Annotated in this window: 13 protein-coding genes; 3 read left to right on the top strand and 10 right to left on the bottom strand. The window is 58.8% G+C overall.

The genetic code is table 11. The features are described from left to right. Positions 1 to 108 precede the first annotated feature (108 nt). The 5 genes from R1T46_RS04445 to R1T46_RS04425 all read right to left on the bottom strand — a co-directional run bounded on the left by R1T46_RS04445 (position 109) and on the right by R1T46_RS04425 (position 5,380). A complete protein-coding gene (locus tag R1T46_RS04445) occupies positions 109 to 1,215 on the bottom strand; it encodes a histone deacetylase (RefSeq protein ID WP_036211650.1) in 1,107 nt (368 codons plus the stop codon). Between the two features lie 66 nt (positions 1,216 to 1,281). Continuing rightward, entirely contained in the window at positions 1,282 to 2,031 is a 750-nt protein-coding gene (locus R1T46_RS04440; protein WP_036211652.1) for an NAD(P)H-dependent oxidoreductase, read from the bottom strand. Between the two features lie 144 nt (positions 2,032 to 2,175). Further along, positions 2,176 to 4,065, bottom strand: coding sequence for a monovalent cation:proton antiporter-2 (CPA2) family protein (locus R1T46_RS04435; protein ID WP_317307476.1), 1,890 nt, complete (start codon positions 4,063 to 4,065; stop codon positions 2,176 to 2,178). 101 nt (positions 4,066 to 4,166) lie between these two features. Further along, positions 4,167 to 4,892: a hypothetical protein gene (locus R1T46_RS04430; protein WP_317307475.1), complete on the bottom strand. Its 726-nt coding sequence runs from the start codon at positions 4,890 to 4,892 to the stop codon at positions 4,167 to 4,169. Beyond that, on the bottom strand, positions 4,889 to 5,380 hold the full coding sequence (locus tag R1T46_RS04425; RefSeq protein WP_041332886.1) for an RNA polymerase sigma factor: 492 nt from the start codon (positions 5,378 to 5,380) through the stop codon (positions 4,889 to 4,891). Before R1T46_RS04425 ends, R1T46_RS04430 begins: the two co-directional genes overlap by 4 nt. A 127-nt stretch (positions 5,381 to 5,507) precedes the next feature. Between R1T46_RS04425 and R1T46_RS04420 the strand changes: the two genes are divergently transcribed. Further along, positions 5,508 to 6,842, top strand: a complete 1,335-nt coding sequence (locus R1T46_RS04420) for a S8 family serine peptidase (protein WP_317307474.1) — start codon at positions 5,508 to 5,510, stop codon at positions 6,840 to 6,842. A gap of 10 nt (positions 6,843 to 6,852) precedes the next feature. On the opposite strand, the gene R1T46_RS04415 is transcribed toward R1T46_RS04420, so the two are convergent. The 3 genes from R1T46_RS04415 to R1T46_RS04405 all read right to left on the bottom strand — a co-directional run bounded on the left by R1T46_RS04415 (position 6,853) and on the right by R1T46_RS04405 (position 9,509). Continuing rightward, positions 6,853 to 7,821, bottom strand: a complete 969-nt coding sequence (locus R1T46_RS04415) for a surface lipoprotein assembly modifier (RefSeq protein ID WP_317307473.1) — start codon at positions 7,819 to 7,821, stop codon at positions 6,853 to 6,855. Positions 7,822 to 7,890: 69 nt separating this feature from the next. Then, the gene (locus R1T46_RS04410; protein ID WP_317307472.1) at positions 7,891 to 8,403 is read right to left on the bottom strand and encodes a hypothetical protein; all 513 of its coding nucleotides are present in this window, start codon (positions 8,401 to 8,403) and stop codon (positions 7,891 to 7,893) included. A gap of 137 nt (positions 8,404 to 8,540) precedes the next feature. Next, positions 8,541 to 9,509 (bottom strand): LysR family transcriptional regulator, encoded by a 969-nt coding sequence (locus tag R1T46_RS04405; protein ID WP_317307471.1) that lies wholly within the window; start codon positions 9,507 to 9,509, stop codon positions 8,541 to 8,543. 188 nt (positions 9,510 to 9,697) lie between these two features. Between R1T46_RS04405 and R1T46_RS04400 the strand changes: the two genes are divergently transcribed. Both R1T46_RS04400 and R1T46_RS04395 read left to right on the top strand, forming a co-directional pair. Then, entirely contained in the window at positions 9,698 to 11,209 is a 1,512-nt protein-coding gene (locus tag R1T46_RS04400) for a CoA-acylating methylmalonate-semialdehyde dehydrogenase (protein WP_317307470.1), read from the top strand. A gap of 27 nt (positions 11,210 to 11,236) precedes the next feature. Continuing rightward, the gene (locus R1T46_RS04395; protein WP_317307469.1) at positions 11,237 to 12,904 is read left to right on the top strand and encodes a GMC family oxidoreductase; all 1,668 of its coding nucleotides are present in this window, start codon (positions 11,237 to 11,239) and stop codon (positions 12,902 to 12,904) included. A 38-nt stretch (positions 12,905 to 12,942) separates the two neighbouring features. On the opposite strand, the gene R1T46_RS04390 is transcribed toward R1T46_RS04395, so the two are convergent. Then, positions 12,943 to 14,064: a ribonucleotide-diphosphate reductase subunit beta gene (locus R1T46_RS04390; RefSeq protein WP_317307468.1), complete on the bottom strand. Its 1,122-nt coding sequence runs from the start codon at positions 14,062 to 14,064 to the stop codon at positions 12,943 to 12,945. Further along, a complete protein-coding gene (locus tag R1T46_RS04385; protein WP_317307467.1) occupies positions 14,036 to 16,801 on the bottom strand; it encodes a ribonucleoside-diphosphate reductase subunit alpha in 2,766 nt (921 codons plus the stop codon). Before R1T46_RS04385 ends, R1T46_RS04390 begins: the two co-directional genes overlap by 29 nt. Positions 16,802 to 16,894: the final 93 nt, after the last annotated feature.

Raw genomic sequence — 16,894 nt, 5'->3', positions numbered from 1 at the left:
ACTTGAGTTGGCTAAAGTATTGATTTGATCAAAAACATTCAAATTGATTGTTTTTAGCCGTTCGATAGGAAACCGCTATTTTATTTTTGGGAAGGCTGCAGAGAAGGACTAATCCGTGTTATCGGGCTCGAAGGCGCCCTTATGAAAATCGATGGCAGTGTCCACTTCTTCCATGCCGCAGACCCTTGGTTCCGCCAACGTGCCACCGGCCAGTGCCCGAAGCACTGCGTGCACGCCATGAGACAATGATTCGGTATTGTAACCGCCCTCCAGCACCATGACCAGCCGGCCGTTACAGTGCTTGTCCGCAATTTCCTGCACAATGCCCGTCATGGCTGAGAAGCCTTCGTAGGACACATTGAGCGCCAGGTCGTACCAATGGGCATCAAAGCCGGCGGAAACCAGTACCAGGTCCGGTTTGAAGTAGTCTGCGGCGGGTACCAGTATCTCCCGCAGCGCTTTCAGGTAAGCGACATCGCCCGCGCCACCGGGCATGGGCACGTTAATGGTGGTGCCCTCGCCCAGGCCGGCGCCTACGTCGGTTAACGCGCCACTGCCTGGGTAAAATGGTGCGGCCCGGTGAATATCAAAAAACATGGTGTCCGGATCCGCCCAGAAGATGTCCTGGGTACCATTGCCATGGTGGGCGTCCCAGTCGACGATCAATACCCGTTCACAGCCCAGCTCCGCCTGCGCGTGTGCAGCCGCAACGGCAACATTATTGAAGAGGCAGAACCCCCTTGCGCGTACTGGCTCAGCATGGTGACCAGGCGGCCTGACCATTGCGAAGGCGCTGTTCGTTCGGCCCTCAACCACCGCTTCCACGGCTGCGATGGCCGTGCCTGCAGCGACTTCGGCAGCTTCAACACTGCCCGGTGAAACGGCTGTGGTATCCACATCCAGCCACGCACTTTCGTCCCGCAATGAGAATATGTCGTCCAGGAACGAAGTCGTATGAACCCGGCTCAACTGATCCGGCGTTGCCGCCTTACCAGGCTCGATCCGGACACCGGGAATGGGATCACGGGCAAGCAAGTCCATGATCGCGGTAATACGGCCTGGATGCTCGGGGTACTTCCACTGCACATTGAGGCCTGAAAGAATGGAACGTACCCGTTTGTCCAGGCGGCCGGGCAGGAAATCCATGTTGGTATCGGGGTGATGGGCCAATACCCGTTCATCGTAAAAGACCGTGACGTCCCGTTGTTGTGCCAAGGCGATGCTCTCCTCTGCCGGGCCTTAGCTCAAGCATAGTCTTCTCAGGGCAAATCACAACGTTGCTCACAACCGCCAACGCGTCGGATTCGAGTGTTTGAGCACTCCGGCATCGTCCCAGTCATTCCAGCCAGTAAAGGGAATTGGCGCGTCCTGTTCAATCCCCGACAACCGGTGCGCCCACTGGTCTTTCAGTGCCTCCAGATGGTCCCGGAACGCGCCTTCCTCCTGATAGCGGATGCCGCCACCCTGCACCCCATAGCTTATGTGCGGTGCCAGCACGTCATAGCCCACGTAATACAGTGAAGAATGAACCGGCCACAGCCATTCCACCATATTGCCGGCGCGGCCAAATGGCATGAACGCCTGCTCCGGCGAACCTGTGGTCACGGAACACATCGCCTGTTTACCGCGAAAATAGCCACGATCATAGCGCATGCTTCCCGAGTAAAGTCCGCCATAGACCAACACACGATCAAACCAGCCCTTCAATATGGCGGGTTGAGAATGCCACCATAGCGGAAACTGGAAAATCACCAGATCGGCCCAATTCAGCCTGGCTATCTCACGCTGCACGTCTTGAGGTAATGCATTGGCATCATAGTGAGCCCGCTGCTCCGTCAGCGGAGCAAAATAGCACTCATCCTGACGCTTGCCATACCACGACGAACGCTCCACCGGATCAAAACCTTCCCCATAGAGATCGTCTATTTCTACCTCGTGCCCCGCCAGATTCAGGGTTTCCGTAGCCACATCCACCAAACCCCCACTGAATGACCGCCTTTCCGGGTGGGCCAGTACAATCAGTACCTTCATGTCTGAATTCTCCTTCGTGTTTCGGTGAATTCAGACTAACCTGTCCGATTACGGACATGTATTCCAAATATTTGAGAATATTGTTTGCATAAAAGAACAAGGGGTGAAGCAATGGCAAGACGAGTCACGCTCCCCAGGCGCGTTTCACTCATCCGTTTTGGGAGGTGACCACAAGGGCACCTCCTCACGGCTGGGCGGTTCCCAGTCCTGCTGCATCACGTCACTCAGGGTGTCCTCCAGCTTCATGAACAGCTCACCATAACGGGGGCTGAAGCGGATACCCTCCTCGATTTCCTTCCAGGCGTCGAACAGTTCGTCCTCGTGGGACTTTTCATTATTGATAAACGCCCAGGTCATCTGTCGCGACCGCAATGGGTGAACGCCGAATGCGGTCAGCGCATGACCGCCCAGTTCCACCGCGGAGTGGTAGGTTTCGCTGACGACGTCGTCAGCGCCCGCCTGGCGAAGTTCGTAGCCATGGCCCCGGTCGAACGCACGCGCCAGTAGCCAGACGCCGGGGTAGTGTTGCTTGACGTGGCGGACCAGGGCCACGGCTCTATCCCGGTCGTCAATCGCAACCACGAGCATGCGCGCGTGGGCGATGCCCGCCGTTTCCAGTAAACCCGTATGGCTGGCGTCACCGAAATAGCTTTTGATGTTGATACGTCGCAGGTTTTCAATCTGATCCAGGGCCAGATCCAGCGCGACAATGGGAATCTTGTTGGCCCGCAACAACCGGCACACAATCTGGCCAAATCGTCCAACCCCGGCCACGATCACTGGCGCCTGCTCCTCGATCACATCGGCTTCCCGCTGCTCATTGCGGGCTTCACGATACCGCGGCAAGATCAGCCGGTCGTAGGCAATAAACAACAGAGGCGTCAGGAACATGGACAGCGCCACCACCAATCCCAGAAGCTGGGCGATGTCCGCCGGGATCACACTGTTCTGCATGCTGTAGGTCAGCAGCACGAAGCCGAATTCGCCGGCCTGGGCCAGCCCGAGGGTGAACAGCCAGCCATCACGGCCCCGCAGCCCGAATAACAAGGCCAGGAGCAGCAGAATTGCTGCCTTGACCAGGATAACCGCCAGCGCCAATGTGATTACTGTGCCCCATTGCGCCGCCAGCACCTCAAAGTTGATACCGGCACCCACCGTGATGAAAAACAATCCGAGCAGTAGCCCTTTGAAGGGCTCAATGTTGGCCACGAGTTCGTGACGGAACTCGCTGTTGGCCAGCACCACACCGGCGAGGAAGGCCCCGAGCGCCGGCGACAGATTGACGATGCTCATCAGCGCGGCGATACCGATCACCAGCATTAACGCGGTGGCCGTAAAAACCTCCCGCATACCGGACTGAACCACGTAACGAAACAGGGGCCGGCTCAGGTAATGACCGCCGACGATCACCGTAGTCACAGAGCCGATCACCACCAGGGCGTGAGCCCAGCCTGGCAGATGCGCCACCAGGCTGAAACCGCCCTGGTGCCCGGGGTCCGTCGCCCCAACGCCCGCCAGTTCGGATATCGCCAGCAGGGGAATCACCGCCAGCATGGGAATGACCGCAATATCCTGGAACAACAGCACCGAGAAAGCGCCCCGGCCCCCCTCGGTTTTGCTAAGTCCTTTCTCGTTCAGGGTCTGCAGCACAATGGCGGTAGAAGACAACGAGAAGATAAGGCCAACGGCGACGGTGGTCTGCCATTGCAGCCCCATCCACCAGGCAATCGCCATTCCGGCAGCGGAGGTGAGCACCACTTGCAGGCCGCCCAGGCCCAGCAAACGAATCCGCATGGCCCAGAGGGATTTCGGGTCCAGCTCCATGCCCACCAGAAACAGCATCATGACCACACCAAACTCGGCAAAATGCTGAATGGTTGCGGTTTCCTGGCCCACCAGCCCCGTCACCGGCCCGATGACGACACCCGCCACCAGATACCCCAATACCGACCCCAAACCCAGGCGCTTCGCCAATGGCACCGCGACAACAGCGGCGGTCAGATAGATAAACGCCTGGATAAAGTACTCGGTCATTACGGCCCCATAAGATCAGCGAAGGATAAACACCTTGATACTAGCTGGATTCTTCCGTGTTTCCATCTGCCGTAGCCGTAAACTGCTGGGAGGCAGGGCTGTCAATCGCTCCGCCACTGCTGTTCAAGCAACGCACGCTCCTGGTTCGGCCCAACGGGGGGCGTGGCCATCATCCGGTCCAATTCCTCGTCAAGCACACTGCCACCGCTCGCTGTCTGGTATGCATCAGGTGCCAGGGAAGGCTCCGCTTCGGCAGTGGCCACCTGTTCCCAGGAACCCTCACCAGTGCGACAGGCAATTTGCTCCGACGCGGACGTTTGCGTCTCCAGGCGGAACTGACGGCACCATTGGCCGGCCTGGCTCTGGAACGTCAGTCTCGGCGCCAGGCTCGCCTGGTCATTAACCTGGTAAACCTCGCCACTGGGCTGGCTATCCAGAACGTTCGCCACCGCGGGCGACATCGGATCGCCGTCCGTTGCTACCGTCAGCCATTGCGTCAGCGCCACCCCCGCGATGATAGCGGCGGCGATCGCTTTACCCGTGTGGCCGGGCAGCCTGCGCCACCACGGAAAGGTGACCACATTGTCCCGCCCGGGCGCAGCGCTCCGGGAGGCCTTTTCCTCCAGCATTTGGATAATCGAAGCCGGCATGGGATGGTCATCAATCGAGCCGTAATGGGCCTGTAGTTCGGCATCCACGGACGCCATCTCGGCCAGTCGATCTGCCAGCGTTGGATCCTTCTCAATCTGGTCCCGAACCGCTTCCATCTCCGCGTCGGTCAGTTCGTTATCGAGGAAAGCCGACAGGGTTTCATCAGTCATCTTCATGAATCGGTCCTCATGGTTACAGGCGCCAGGGCCTCGCTTAATGCCGCCCTGGCTCGGGCCAGCCGGCTCATCACCGTACCCTTGGGCACTTCCAGAATCTCAGCCACGATTTTGTAGGGCATGCCCTGGATTGCCACCAGGGAGATAATCTGGCGTTGGTCCTGTGGCAGCCTTGCCATCGCAGCGTCTACCCGGTGCCACTCGATCTCTTTGGTGGTCTGGTGCTCGCCATTGATCACCTGGCCATCCGTCAACTCCGGATGCTCCGCGGCATCCCGCCGAACCTTGCGCGCGCGACACTCGTCTATCCAGACATTACGGCAAACCCGGAATGCCCACTTGGTAAGATCGGCGTCGTCCGGCATGTCCCGGGTCAACAAACGCTCCACCGTATTCTGTAGCAGGTCGTCGGCGTCTGACAGGGAGCCGGTCAACGAGTAGGCGAATCGTCGGAGCCTTGGTAATAGTTCGGTGATTTCCTCTTTCATAGCCTTCCATTTCCAAAGGTGTTATCGGTAAAACGGTCGGGAAACCGATTTATTCCATGAACGAAGGAATTTTTTTCCCACCGGGCCGTTGTATCGTAGAACACACATCTTTAATCGGACGGGCACGATGAAACCTTTTCTCTTGAGACACTTGTTTCCTGCAATCGCTCTTTGCACGCTTTCCGCACCGGCCTTGTCCATCGGTGTCGGTGACGTAACCAGCGGCCAGATAGATCCGATAACCCGCCAGGTTGAACAGAAGACACAGCGCATGGTGGAGCAGGCCATGGATCGTCGCCTTGAGAAGCAGATCAACACACAGGCCACAGAGCTCATGGAACAGCTCGAAGCGTTACCATCGGTCCTTCCCATCCTCACGCGTCAGGGACAGAAAGCGTTCAATGATATCCAACTGGACGACGGTTTCCGGGCAGTGGAAGGTCAGTGGCTGGTGACCGGTACCGCAGCGGAACTCGCCCACCTTGACCGACCCGGGATCACAATTCTCGAGCGCCGCGAGCTGACCGGTCTGGGAATGACCGTGGTGCGGTTCCGGGTCACTGCCGAGCTGGATTCCCATAATGCCCTACAGGACGCCCTACCAGAACTCGCGGATCGACTGGACCGCAACCATATCTATGCTCCGCAAACGGGTGCAAAAGAGCCCCTGTCAGAGACCAAAATGCCACAGTGGCGTAGCCTCTGCACCGCCCCGGTTCGCGTTGGAATGGTGGACACGTCGATTGCCACAGACCATCGGGTATTTGAAAGTGCACAGGTTGTGCAGGAGCGTTTTCTGGCATTGGCGGAAGTGGATGGAACACTGACTGAGCCGGCGATTCATGGCACGGCCGTCGCCAGCCTGCTGGTGGGAAACCGGCCTGGACAATGGCCTGCCCGGCTGCCGCAGGCTACGATCTTCAATGCCTCGGTGTTTTATGACCGGGATCGCACCCTCTCAGGCGCCACACTTGGTCATTTACTGGAAGGCCTGAACTGGCTGGCCGGTCAGGATTTGTCGGTTATCAACATCAGCCTGACCGGCCCGGACAACCAGCTTCTCGCCGCGGCGGTGAGCCGCCTCAGGGAGCGCGGCGTGCTGATGGTTGCGGCGGTAGGCAATCAAGGGCCCTCTGCCCCGCCATTATATCCGGCCGCCTACACGGAAGTGATCGGTGTGACGGCGGCTGATAGTTCCGGGAAACTCTACCGCTGGGCCAATCGGGGTGAACAGGTGATGTTTGCCAGCAACGGCGTCACCGTTCCGGTAGCACACCCTGATGCCGGCATGGTTGCAGACAGCGGCACCTCGCTGGCGTCGCCGGTGGTTGCCGCAGCGCTGGCCTGCCAACGCAATGAACTTTCGGAAGACAAGGCCGTTGGTGCCCTGATCAATGCAGCGAAGGATCTTGGCCGTCCTGGCCGGGACACCGAATTCGGTCACGGCTTTCTGGATTTCTGACTGCCGGGTTTCAGAAATCCGCCCTGAGCGTCACCCCCGCCACCGTCTTGTCGTAATCCGCGGAATCCACGTTCGACGTGTACTGGCCCCAGGAAACACTGGGCTCAACACTGAACACCTCATTGAGTCCAATCCGCCAGCTGGCCTCCAGAATACGGGCTTTGTCCGCCCGCTCATTGCTTGAGCGTTCGGTAAGGTCGCCGGTCAGAGGGTCCGTCAGAACCGGGCTGGTACTGGTGACGGTCACCTCTTCATACTCCCTGTCCTCGTAACGCCAGCCAAGCCGCAGGCGGTTTTCCTCGCCTGCCAGGGTAAACCGATGCACCAACGCTACCAGAACGCGAAGCAGGTCGTTGTCATAGGCTTCCGCCTCCGCATCTTCGCGATCACCGTCGAGGCCGAGTAGAAAGTGGCTCTGGGCCTGGTTGAAAAAGAAGAATGCGTCCAGACTGGCGCCTTTTATCTCGGCATCCCGCGCATCACTGTCATCAAATTCCTTGCGCTTGTCCTGCAGGCTGCCCCGCAGATAAACGTCCTCCGCGAGCAGGCTGCCCAGGTAGACACTGGCACGCCGGAAATCGAGGAACGGATCTGCCCCCAGGGTTGCGTGGGAATAGTAATAACTGGTGCCAACGGTGACCGGGTCGAAGTCATAACTGACATCGGCCGACAGCAGGTGAATGTTCTGATCGAATTCATCAAGGTTCTGGTACCGTCTGCCCGAGAGCGAATAGCCGAGTGTCACGTTTAACCGCTCGGTGGGTTTCAGGATGCCTTCCAGACCGGCGTCGAAAACCCAGGCCTGATCGCTCTCATCGGCGGACGTGTTCAGTTCATCCACAGTCACGTTGCTGTCGTGCTCGTAACCGCCTTCAAGGTAACCGTTCGCTGACGCTTTCTCCTGCGCCTGAACCATTAATACCGGTGACGCCAGGCCAATGGCCAGGGGCAAGGTCAAAATACGTTGAATCAACTGCATGTCTGCTCCTTTCACTTGGGCGTCCAAAAGAAAGCCGGGCCCTATGGCCCGGCGAGTCTGGAGGAGTGGTTATAGCAGGCCGCCACTGCCGGACCCTTTCACGGTCCCCTTGACGGTGTTCTGCACTTCACTCCGGACGCTGTCAGATACAGACGTTCCGATCTGCTGATTGGTTTCAGCGCGAATCTCGGCATTTCGGGTCTCATTCATGCGCTCTTGCGCCTGTTCGCGCTTCTCACCAACTTCATCGCGAGCCGTGTCCGCTGTGGCATCGGCGGTTGCTCGCACTTTCTCGCCGGTTTCAACGCCGGCGCTGACTGCCTGATCGGCCCTTCCACGGGCTTCTTCGCTGGCCGCCTGGCGTTGGTCGGCAGCTTCGTCTCGAGCGGCTTCGCCGTTGACACTGCCCTCTGCGCTTGCAGAGGCACCACCATTCGCGGAAACACCGTTGCGGGTGCTGGCTTCCGCACTCATGTTGTTCTCAGCCTGCGCGTTTGCATTGGCCGCGCCAGACCCTTCTGCGGCGAAAACGCCGGTGGAAAGAATGGAACAGATTGCGAATGTCAGTACATGCTTTTTCATGGTTACGTCCTCCTGATTTACCCGTTTCGGGTGGCTTTCATCAGGGAGACGGCTGAGCCTGGCGTTTATTCCAAAAAAGTTTCAGCGCCCTGTTCGCCTCGTGGTCTTTCTGACGCCAGCCATGAATGCTACCTGACTTACGGACCGACCTTTTCATCATTAGGCCTCGTACCGCCAACCTTGGCGGATTCGGCAGCATCGAGGGTATCAAACAACCACACACCGGCAAGAGCCTCCAGCGCCTCTGCAATCACCAGCTCGTCCTCCCGGTCCTTGCGCCAGATAAAACTCAGGGCACAGGGGATACGCACGCCTTCCACAACGACCAGCCCCCGTTCCTGTCGCTCTGCCATCGCCAGGGCATCCCGGGCCAGGCTGAGCCCGACGCCCGCCCTGACCAGGTCCAGCATGCAGGCTTCCTGGTCGACCTGTGCAACGCCATTTGGAACCAATCCGTGAGGCTCCATTGCGTCAGCCAATAACCGATTGTGCACTGAATCCGGCGGCGTCACGATCCAGGGCAGCCCGGCGAGGCTCGACCAGCGACTGTCCGCCACCCGTGACGCCCATCCCGCCGGTGCAATAACGTGATAGTCAAACCGGGTCAGCTCTCTGTACATTAACTCTGGCGATGACTGTCCAGCGCCCAGACCTGGCGGGGCAAGAAAAAAACCAACGTCCAGGCTGCCATTACGGACCTGTTCCAGAACCCGGCCACTCATCCCCTGATGCAGCTCGGTTTCAAGTTGGGGCGCGCGAGCCACCAATTGGTGTAGAAACGACCCCAGACGGATAAATTCCGGATCCACGATGGTGCCTATCTTAAGGCGTCCGCGAACAGTGCTGTGCAATGCCTGGGCGCTTTGCTCAAATGCGGCTATTCCCGCCAACGCCTTTTCTGCCACCGGCAACAGGTTGTGACCATCAGCGCTCAGCACCAACCCCTGCGGCTTACGCCGAAAAAGCCTGAGGCCAAGATCATCCTGTAGCTGTTTCAATTTCAGGCTCACGGCCGGCTGTGTCAGATGCAGTCGCTCGGCAGCCCTGGAAACACTTCCCTCACGAGCCACAGACACAAAGGCACGTAATCCCTGCAAGTGTTGCATAGCCGTTTCCCCCTCCTGAGTCACAATATAAGCAATACTTATATCATGATTTAGAATAACTCAATTGCTTCGATGCCTGAGCGATCGTAAATTATCTGTTCAATCCTTATCCAACAACGACGAATGCCCTGATTAAGGGCTTCCAGAACACTTACAACAAACTGAATCAAAAACAGGAAAAGGCAACCATGAGCAATCCAACGATCCAGCATTATATCAATGGGCAAATTTCAGAAGGCAGCTCCGGCCAAACGCAGGACGTATTCAATCCCGCTACCGGCAAGGTCTCAGGCCAGACTGCTCTTGCCAACCGCGATGATGTAGATCAGGCCGTGGCCGCTGCGTCTGCCGCCTTCCCAAGCTGGGCGGACACCCCGCCGATTCGTCGTGCACGTGTCATGTTCAGGTTTCTGCAACTGCTTAACCAGCACAAAGACGAACTGGCCGAAGCGATTACTCGCGAACATGGCAAGGTCTTTACCGACGCTCAGGGGGAAGTCGCCCGGGGGATTGATATCGTGGAGTTCGCCTGCGGTATTCCCCAGCTTCTTAAAGGCGACTATACCGAGCAGGTCAGTACCGGTATCGATAACTGGACGACCCGCCAGCCCCTGGGCGTGGTCGCTGGTATTACGCCGTTCAACTTCCCGGTGATGGTGCCCATGTGGATGTTCCCGGTGGCGATCGCAGCCGGCAATACCTTTGTGCTCAAGCCCAGCCCGATCGACCCCAGTGCGTCACTGATGCTCGCTGACCTGCTCAAACAGGCTGGTCTGCCCGACGGCGTGTTCAATGTGGTGCAGGGTGACAAGGGTGCGGTGGAAGCGCTCATTGAGCACCCGGACGTTATGGCACTGAGTTTTGTCGGCTCCACTCCGATTGCCAATCTGATCTATGAAAATGGCGCCCGTCATGGCAAGCGCATTCAGGCCCTCGGCGGAGCCAAGAACCACATGGTGGTTATGCCCGATGCCGATCTGGACAAAGCCGTGGATGCGCTCATTGGCGCTGGGTATGGAAGTGCCGGCGAACGTTGCATGGCAATCAGCGTGGCGGTTCTGGTCGGTGATGTCGCTGACAAACTGATCCCCAGGCTGGCAGAGAAGGCACGCAGCCTAAAGGTCAGGAACGGCATGGAACTGGACGCCGAAATGGGTCCGATTGTCAGTGCCGGCGCTCACCAGCGCATTACCGGTTATATTGATAAGGGTGTTGCGGAAGGCGCTGAACTGGTGGTCGACGGCCGCGACTTCGATGCAGCGTCAACGGGCGAAGGCTGCGACGAAGGTTTCTGGATGGGTGGCACGCTGTTTGATCATGTGACTCCGGAGATGACGATTTACCGGGAAGAGATCTTCGGACCAGTGCTCGCCTGTGTGCGGGTTCCCGATGTTGCGACCGCCATCCGTTTGATCAATGATCATGAATTTGGCAACGGTGTCAGCTGTTTCACTGAGAGCGGCAGCGTCGCCCGTGAGTTTGGCCGTCGCATTCAGATTGGTATGGTCGGTATCAACGTGCCCATTCCGGTTCCCATGGCCTGGCACGGATTCGGTGGCTGGAAACGCTCGATGTTTGGCGACACCCATGCCTACGGTGAAGAGGGCGTAAAATTTTACACTCGGCAGAAATCCATTATGCAGCGCTGGTCAGACTCCATCGATGGCGGTGCCGAATTCGTGATGCCAACCGCCAAGTAACACGCAAACCAGTCCGGGAGACAGACCATGTCCAATAACAACAATGCACACGGGCAGCACGAGTTTGATTACATCGTTGTCGGAGCCGGCTCTGCCGGCTGCCTGCTGGCCAACCGTCTGAGCGCCGACCCGGCCAACCGGGTGCTGCTGATCGAGGCGGGTGGTCGTGACAATTACCACTGGATCCATATTCCAGTGGGCTACCTTTATTGCATCGACAATCCGCGCACTGACTGGCGCTTTCGCACCGAGCCGGACCCCGGCCTGAATGGTCGATCACTGATCTACCCCAGGGGGAAAACCCTGGGTGGCTGCTCCAGCATCAATGGCATGCTTTACATTCGTGGCCAGGCCCGGGATTACAATCACTGGGCCGATGTTACCGGGGAGCAGGCGTGGGCATGGGATAACTGCCTGCCCGACTTTATGCGTCATGAAGATCACTACCGGTTGGACGAAGAGGGCGACGCCGATCCCGAACACGGGCATTACCACGGCCACGGCGGTGAGTGGCGGATCGAGCATCAACGGCTGAAATGGACCGTTCTGGAGGACTTTGCCAGCGCCTGCGTTCAGGCTGGCATTCCCCGAACCCGGGACTTCAACCGCGGCGACAACGAGGGCGTTGACTACTTCGAAGTCAACCAGCGCTCCGGCTGGCGCTGGAATACCTCAAAGGCGTTCCTGCGGCCAGCCAAGACGCGCCCTAACCTGACACTGTGGCACTCCACCCATGTCATGGCGCTGGACATGGTGGCCGGTGAAAAGCCCCGATGCACCGGCGTACGTGTGGAACGACCGGGGGAGGGGGAAATTACCGCCCACGCACGTCGCGAGGTCATCCTCTCAGCCGGCGCTATCGGATCCCCCCAGTTGCTGCAGTTGTCGGGCATTGGCCCCGCGGATCTGCTTCGGGAGCACGATATCCCGGTTGTTGCCGACTTGCCCGGCGTCGGCGAGAATCTTCAGGATCACCTGCAGATTCGATCGGTCTACAAGGTTCGGGGCGCGAAGACCCTGAACACCATGGCTAACTCACTGGTTGGCAAGGCACGAATTGGGTTGGAGTATTTGCTTACCCGCTCCGGCCCCATGAGCATGGCCCCCTCCCAACTCTGTCTGTTTACCCGCAGTTCCGAAGAATATGAGCACGCCAACATCCAATACCATGTTCAGCCATTGAGTCTGGAGGCATTTGGCCAGCCTTTGCATGACTTTCCAGCCATTACCGCCAGCGTTTGTAACCTCAACCCAACGAGCCGCGGTACCGTGCGTATTCGTAGCCGGGACTCCAGAATCAAGCCCGCAATTGCCCCCAACTATCTGAACACCGAGGAAGACCGTAAGGTCGCGGCGGATTCCCTTCGGGTAACGCGCCGCATTGCAGAGCAACAGGCATTGGCCAAGTATGAGCCGGAAGAGTTCAAGCCGGGTCTTCAGTACCAGACCGATGAGGAACTTACCCGGTTGGCGGGAGACATCGGCACCACGATTTTTCACCCTGTGGGAACCACCCGCATGGGGCGGGCAGACGACGACATGGCAGTCGTCGACCCTTACCTCAGAGTTCGTGGCGTCGCCGGCCTGCGCGTGGTGGATGCCGGTGTCATGCCGACCATCACCAGCGGTAATACCAACTCCCCCACACTGATGATTGCGGAGAAAGCGGCAGGCTGGATTCTGAACGGCACGTAAGTGCCGGCCAGCCCGCCGAACTGAAGGTCAGTAAGTTGCTACCACTCCAACTGCGCGCCGGTCTGATACTCGATGACCCGGGTTTCGAAAAAGTTCTTCTCTTTGCGCAGGGTGGCCTGCTCATCCAGCCAGGGTGAGACGTTCTTCGCGCCCGGGAACGGTTCGTCCAGGCCAACGGTTCTGGCCCGGCGATTGGCCACAAAACGGAACTGCTCGCTGTGGTACTCGGCGGAATAGCCCAGGATCGGGTCCCGCAGGATGTAGTTGGCGTAGGCGGTTTCAGCGGCTTCGGACTCGTCCCACATATCGCGCACGGCTTTGGGGTCCAGCGTGATGTTTTCCTCTTCCAGGATCTGGTTCACCACTTTCAGCCCGAACGAGAAGTGCATGGCTTCGTCCCGCAGGATGTACTGCAGTTGCTCACCGGTGCCCCGCATCAGGCCCCGGCGCTGCAGGGCGAAGATGGGGCTGAAACCGTTGTAGAACCAGGCACCCTCAAAGACCGCTGCGAAGAACAGGTAGGACATAATGAACTCCTGCAGGTCGTCCTTGTTGCGCAGGTTCATGTCAGAGCGCATGGCGGCATCCAGCCGGCGGTTGGCCATCTGGATCTTGCCGTTGATGGCTGGGACCACCCGATAGCGATTGTAGATCTCGCTCTGGTCCAGGTTGAGGGTTTCAATGCAGTGCTGGTAGGCCCAGGTGTGCATGGCTTCCTCGTACACCTGCCGCGCCTGGTAAATCTGCAATTCCGGAGCGCTCATTTTCTCCATCACCGCCAGGCCGATGTTGCGCATCGCCAGGATGTCGGAGGTAGTGAGGTACGCCAGCACGTTCTCATACACGTGCTTTTCCGGCGCGGACAGGCGATGGTGGTAGTCGTGAACGTCCTGAGCCATGTTCACGTCCAGCGGCGTCCAGTGGTTTTTGTTGGCATTCATGAAGTATTCCCAGGCCCAGGGGTACTTGAAGGGTGCCAACTGATTGATATCGGTTTCGCCGTTGATAACGCGCTTGTCATCGACATTGACCGGGGCCGGACCCTCCTGGGCAGCCGGGCAGGTTTGGGTGTTTGGTTCGTCGTCCCAGTTAAGCATCTGTTTACCTCTAGAATCTTGGTGGCGGTCGGATTTACTGGCAGGCTTCGCAGTCCGGCTCATCAATGCTGCATACCTGTGGCTGCGGTGCCGCTACCGGCGCGGTTTTCTCGGCACCCGTGGCCCCCAGCGAACGCAGGTAATAGGTGGTTTTCAGTCCCCGTTCCCAGGCCAGCTGGTACAACTCATCCAGCTTTTTGCCGCTGGGTTCCGCCATGTAAAGGTTCAGGCTCTGGGCCTGGTCCAGCCATTTCTGGCGCCTGGCCGCCGCCTCCACCAGCCAGCGGGCATCGATCTCAAAGGCGGTGGCGTAGCGGGCCTTCAGTTCCGCCGGAATGCGATCAATCTGCTGCACGCTGCCATCGAAGTACTTGAGGTCGTTGACCATCACGTTGTCCCACAGGCCCTCTGCTTTCAGGTCACGGACCAGCGACGGATTGACTACCGTGAACTCGCCAGAGAGGTTCGATTTCACGAACAGGTTCTGGTACGCCGGTTCGATGGATTGGGAGACACCGACGATGTTGGAGATGGTCGCCGTTGGCGCAATGGCCATCACATTGCTGTTACGCATGCCATTGCGGGCGATGAGTTCCCGCACCGCCGTCCAGTCCAGTCGGCTGCTGGCATTCAGGCTCAGGTCGCCGTCGTGACGGGCCTCTTTCAACAGGTTGATGGAGTCAATGGGCAGAATACCCTGATGCCACAATGAGCCTTCGTAGGTCTCGTAGGCACCGCGTTCACCGGCCAGCGCAGCCGAGGCCCGGATCGCGAAATAACTGATCTGCTCCATCGCCACATCGGCAAACTCCACCGCTTCCGCGCTGGTGTAGGGCAGGTTGAGCCGATACAACGCATCCTGAAAGCCCATCAGGCCGAGACCAACGGGCCGATGCTTGAAATTGGAACTCTTCGCCTGGGGCACTGCGTAGTAATTGATGTCGACCACGTTATCGAGCATGCGGACCGCAGTATTGACCGTGCGTTCGAGGCGCTGGACATCCAGCTCACCGTTGTGGACATGGGCCGCCAGGTTGATGGACCCCAGGTTGCACACGGCGATTTCATCCGCACTGGTGTTCAGGGTGATCTCGGTACACAGGTTGGAGCTGTGCACCACGCCCCGATGCTGCTGCGGTGAGCGCAGGTTGCAGGGGTCCTTGAAGGTGATCCACGGATGACCGGTCTCGAACAGCACGGTCAGCATCTTGCGCCAGAGCTGTTTGGCGGACACCGTCTTGAACAGAGTAATCTCGCCCATGGCCGCCATCGCCTCGTATTCCTGGTACCGCTCCCGGAATGCGTTGCCATAGAGGTCATGCAAGTCCGGAGTGTCGTTTGGCGAGAACAGGGTCCAGTCCTGATCACTGCGCATGCGCTCGATCAGCAGGTCCGGTACCCAGTTGGCGGTGTTCATGTCGTGGGTACGACGACGCTCATCGCCGGTGTTCTTGCGTAGCTCCAGGAACTCCTCAATATCCAGGTGCCAGCTTTCCAGGTAAGCGCACACGGCGCCCTTGCGCTTGCCGCCCTGATTCACCGCCACCGCCGTGTCGTTCACCACTTTCAGGAATGGCACCACACCCTGGCTGCTGCCGTTGGTACCCTTGATGTGGGAGCCCAAAGCCCTGACTGGCGTCCAGTCGTTACCCAGGCCGCCGGCCCACTTGGACAGCATGGCGTTGTCGCGGATGGCACCATAGATACCCTCCAGATCATCCTGAACGGTGGTGAGGTAGCAGGATGAAAGCTGGGAATGTCGGGTACCACTGTTGAACAGGGTCGGCGTGGAGGCCATGTAGTCGAAGGATGACAACAGGTCGTAGAACTCAATGGCCCGGGCATTGGGGTCATCTTCCTGCAACGCCAGGCCCATGGACACGCGCATGAAGAAAACCTGGGGCAACTCCAGCCGGTCACCTTTCCAGTTGAGGAAATAGCGGTCGTAGAGAGTCTGCAGGCCGAGGAAACCAAACTGGTGGTCCCGCTCCGGCTTGAGGGCAGAACCCAGCCGCTCCAGGTCAAACGCCGCCATGGCTTCGTCGAGCAGTTCGTAGTGGATACCCTGCTCAATGAAGGTGCTCAGGGCCTGCGGGTATATTTCCGCCAGCGGCAAACTTAGGGGCAGGCTCAAGGCGGCCGCGGTTTCCAGCCTGAGTTGTTCCAGCAGCAGACGAGCAGTTACGGCACTGTAGTCCGGTTCCTGCTCGATGCGGCCGCGGGCGGTCATGATCAGCGCAGACAGCACCTCCTCCTCAGCGATACCGTCGTACAGGTTCCGCAGCGCCCCTTCCACCAGTGATTCGCCATCGATGCCCTCCAATCCCTGGCTGGCACGCTCCACCTGGACTTTCATCAGCCCCAGATCCAGCGGCGCGGCCTCACCGTTGGCTTTTTTCACCGTGAGCGTGGGATGGGCCTCCACCGGCGCCAGGCTGGCCCGCTCTTGGGCATGAGCCTCCCGGTAGAGTACATAGGCGCGGGCCACTTTCTGCTCCTCCGCCCGCATCAGCGCCAGTTCCACCTGGTCCTGGATATCTTCAATGTGCACCTTGCCGCCGGCTTTCAAGCGTCGGCTGATGGCCTGCATGACCTGATGGGTAACCTGTTCCACGGAATCGTGAATACGGGCCGAGCCTGCCGCTTCATCGCCTTCGACGGCAAGAAACACTTTGGTCACGGCAACACTGATTTTGCTGGCGTCGAATCCAACCAGGGCGCCATTACGTTTAATAACCTGTAGGGAGGCAGTGCTGGTTGAGGCAGATTGGCCGGGCTCGGCCAGGGTAGCAGTGGACATGTCGGTTCTCCTGAGTACGCGTTTATGCCAAGACCTTCGCGTACGCAGGGGCGAGCATTGCTCTGAACAGAGACAACGCAAAACCGATCTGCT

Source organism: Marinobacter salarius (assembly GCF_032922745.1).
Lineage (GTDB): Bacteria > Pseudomonadota > Gammaproteobacteria > Pseudomonadales > Oleiphilaceae > Marinobacter.
The sequence above is the reverse complement of the archived record's forward strand: the minus strand, read 5'-3'. Positions and strand labels throughout refer to the sequence as shown.

What these genes read in the sequence shown, in the direction of transcription:
- R1T46_RS04440 (WP_036211652.1), bottom strand. Translation starts at nt 2,031, where the DNA reads ATGAAGGTACTGATTGTACTGGCCCACCCGGAAAGGCGGTCATTCAGT.
- R1T46_RS04435 (WP_317307476.1), bottom strand. Translation starts at nt 4,065, where the DNA reads ATGACCGAGTACTTTATCCAGGCGTTTATCTATCTGACCGCCGCTGTT.
- R1T46_RS04430 (WP_317307475.1), bottom strand. Translation starts at nt 4,892, where the DNA reads ATGAAGATGACTGATGAAACCCTGTCGGCTTTCCTCGATAACGAACTG.
- R1T46_RS04425 (WP_041332886.1), bottom strand. Translation starts at nt 5,380, where the DNA reads ATGAAAGAGGAAATCACCGAACTATTACCAAGGCTCCGACGATTCGCC.
- R1T46_RS04420 (WP_317307474.1), top strand. Translation starts at nt 5,508, where the DNA reads ATGAAACCTTTTCTCTTGAGACACTTGTTTCCTGCAATCGCTCTTTGC.
- R1T46_RS04415 (WP_317307473.1), bottom strand. Translation starts at nt 7,821, where the DNA reads ATGCAGTTGATTCAACGTATTTTGACCTTGCCCCTGGCCATTGGCCTG.
- R1T46_RS04410 (WP_317307472.1), bottom strand. Translation starts at nt 8,403, where the DNA reads ATGAAAAAGCATGTACTGACATTCGCAATCTGTTCCATTCTTTCCACC.
- R1T46_RS04405 (WP_317307471.1), bottom strand. Translation starts at nt 9,509, where the DNA reads ATGCAACACTTGCAGGGATTACGTGCCTTTGTGTCTGTGGCTCGTGAG.
- R1T46_RS04400 (WP_317307470.1), top strand. Translation starts at nt 9,698, where the DNA reads ATGAGCAATCCAACGATCCAGCATTATATCAATGGGCAAATTTCAGAA.
- R1T46_RS04395 (WP_317307469.1), top strand. Translation starts at nt 11,237, where the DNA reads ATGTCCAATAACAACAATGCACACGGGCAGCACGAGTTTGATTACATC.
- R1T46_RS04390 (WP_317307468.1), bottom strand. Translation starts at nt 14,064, where the DNA reads ATGAGCCGGACTGCGAAGCCTGCCAGTAAATCCGACCGCCACCAAGAT.
- R1T46_RS04385 (WP_317307467.1), bottom strand. Translation starts at nt 16,801, where the DNA reads ATGTCCACTGCTACCCTGGCCGAGCCCGGCCAATCTGCCTCAACCAGC.